This is a genomic window from Binatus sp. (SeqCode), assembly GCF_036522015.1.
GTDB lineage: Bacteria > Desulfobacterota > Binatia > Binatales > Binataceae > Binatus.
The window spans coordinates 1-1,899 of record NZ_DATDGQ010000405.1 but is presented as its reverse complement, the minus strand read 5'-3'; the positions used below and the strand labels follow the sequence as shown (position 1 = coordinate 1,899).

Annotated in this window: 2 protein-coding genes and 1 pseudogene; all 3 read right to left on the bottom strand. The window is 62.0% G+C overall.

Going from position 1 to position 1,899, the window contains the following annotated elements:
- Positions 1 to 351 (bottom strand): annotated as a pseudogene (locus tag VIW95_RS17075) (phosphotriesterase-related protein); the annotation flags it as partial.
- Positions 352 to 435: 84 nt separating this feature from the next.
- Entirely contained in the window at positions 436 to 1,023 is a 588-nt protein-coding gene (gene lspA, locus VIW95_RS17070) for a signal peptidase II (protein WP_331588794.1), read from the bottom strand.
- Between the two features lie 3 nt (positions 1,024 to 1,026).
- Positions 1,027 to 1,899: class I tRNA ligase family protein (locus VIW95_RS17065; RefSeq protein ID WP_331588792.1), on the bottom strand; the 873-nt coding region annotated here is incomplete at its 5' end.

The following is a 1,899-nucleotide window of genomic DNA, read 5'->3' as shown; positions in this document are numbered from 1 at the left end:
CGCGATGTCGTCGATAGTCCGCTGCTTGAAATACGCGGTGTTGCCGAGGTCTTCCTTGTACAGGCCGGTCGCGCAGATTATTCGCACGCCCGACGCCGACGCCGCCTCCGCCATGAAGTTCACGTCGCGGCCGATGTCCATCGGGCACGGATCGACGAAGGTTTCGAGTCCGAGGTCGCGCACCTCTTTAAGCCGCTCGACGCAATTCTTGAGCGCCGACTTGCGTTCGAATTTTGGCGCGGCGCAATCGAGCTCCCATCCGGCCCAGCCAATCAGCAAATGCTCGTGCATGAGCGTCGTGCCAAGCTCCTCCGGACTCACAGTTCCAGTGACGGTGTTGATTGCTTTCATCGATACACTCCCGCGTCGAGCCGGTTTCGATTTTTCGAAACTAGACCCGCCGGCGCGCCGCCGTCAAATGCGCCGATTCGGAATTTATTTGGAAAGATTCGGCTTGGGTTCGTCGTCGCGGCCGAAGAACGTCGTGAGGATGATCAGCGCGACGCCGATCGAGATGGCGCTGTCGGCGACGTTGAAGATTGGGTAGTTGAGGTCGTAGTAGTGCGCGCGCATGAAGTCGATCACGCGCCCGCGAATCGCGCGATCGATCAGATTGCCCGTCGCGCCGCCCAGGATCATCGCGAACGCCACCGACGTAATCGAGACGCGATCCGAGCGCACGATCAATATGGCCAGCACGACTATCGCCGCGCACGCCATCGTCAGCAGGAACGCCTCGCGCACCCAGGGCGGCGCGTCCGCGAGCATGCTGAACGCGGCGCCGGGATTCAGCGTGTAGGTGATGTCGAGGTAGTTGGGGATGATCGCGATACTTTCGTACAGCGCCATGTGCGCCTGCACGAAGAGCTTGGTGCCCTGGTCGAGCAGGATGACGGGAATCGTGATCGCGCCGAACAGAAACAGAAATGGCCGGCGCGGCGGCGCGGCTGCGGTTGATTCACTGCCCGCTTCGTGTCCGGCGAGCACGCCGGGAAGGGGCTTGGCGCTCGACTGTTCCGGCATCGGCTACACTCCGACCACGGCGCGGCATCGCGCGTCCAAGGTCTCGCCGCCGCTGTCATCGAAGTATTTCCAGCATCGCGCGCACTTCGCGCCGGACGCGTGACGCCCAACCAGCGTGATCGCGGGACTCGCAGGCGCGCGCGCGAAGGTACCGTTGACGGCGAAATCCTCGCGGCCCGCGGCTTGCAGCCTGATCTCGGCGGATTCCGCCTGACCGAGAATCGCGACGTCCGAAACGATGAATAAATCCTTCAGATCTTCGCGATAGCGCTCGAGCGTTTCGGCCAGCGCGCGGTCGGAGCCACCCTCAGCGCCGAGACTGATTTCAGCGTCGAGCGGTGCGCCGATCATCCCCGACTTGCGCATCGCCTCGAGCAGCTTGAGCGCCTGGTCGCGAACCTCGAGCAGCCCCTCCCATCGCGCTTCCAGATCTTCATCGCGCCACGACGAATTTGCCGGATGCATCGTAGTCAGATGCACGCTGTCGAGCCGCGGACCGGGAAGATAGGAATAAACTTCTTCGGCAGTGAACGGGATCAGTGGCGCGAGCATCCTGATGAGCGCGTCGAGGATATTGAACAGCGCGGTCTGCGCGGAGCGGCGTTCGAGCGATTTCCCGGCGGCGCAGTAGAGACGATCGCGCGCTACATCTATATAGAGCGAGCTGAGATCGACGACGATAAAGTTCTGCATCAGCTGGAACGCGGTCTGGAATTCGAACGCCTCGTAAGCGCGGCGCACTTCGGTTTTGAGTTTTTCGGTGCGCGCCAGGATGAAACGATCGAACTCGAGCATGTCCTTCAATTCAACCGCGTCGCGCGCGGGATCGAAGTCCGCGAGGTTGCCGAGCACGAAGCGGCAGGTGTTGCGAATCTT

Bases quoted from the DNA above. Each gene is read 5' to 3' on its own strand.
- lspA (WP_331588794.1), bottom strand. From the start codon at position 1,023: ATGCCGGAACAGTCGAGCGCCAAGCCCCTTCCCGGCGTGCTCGCCGGA.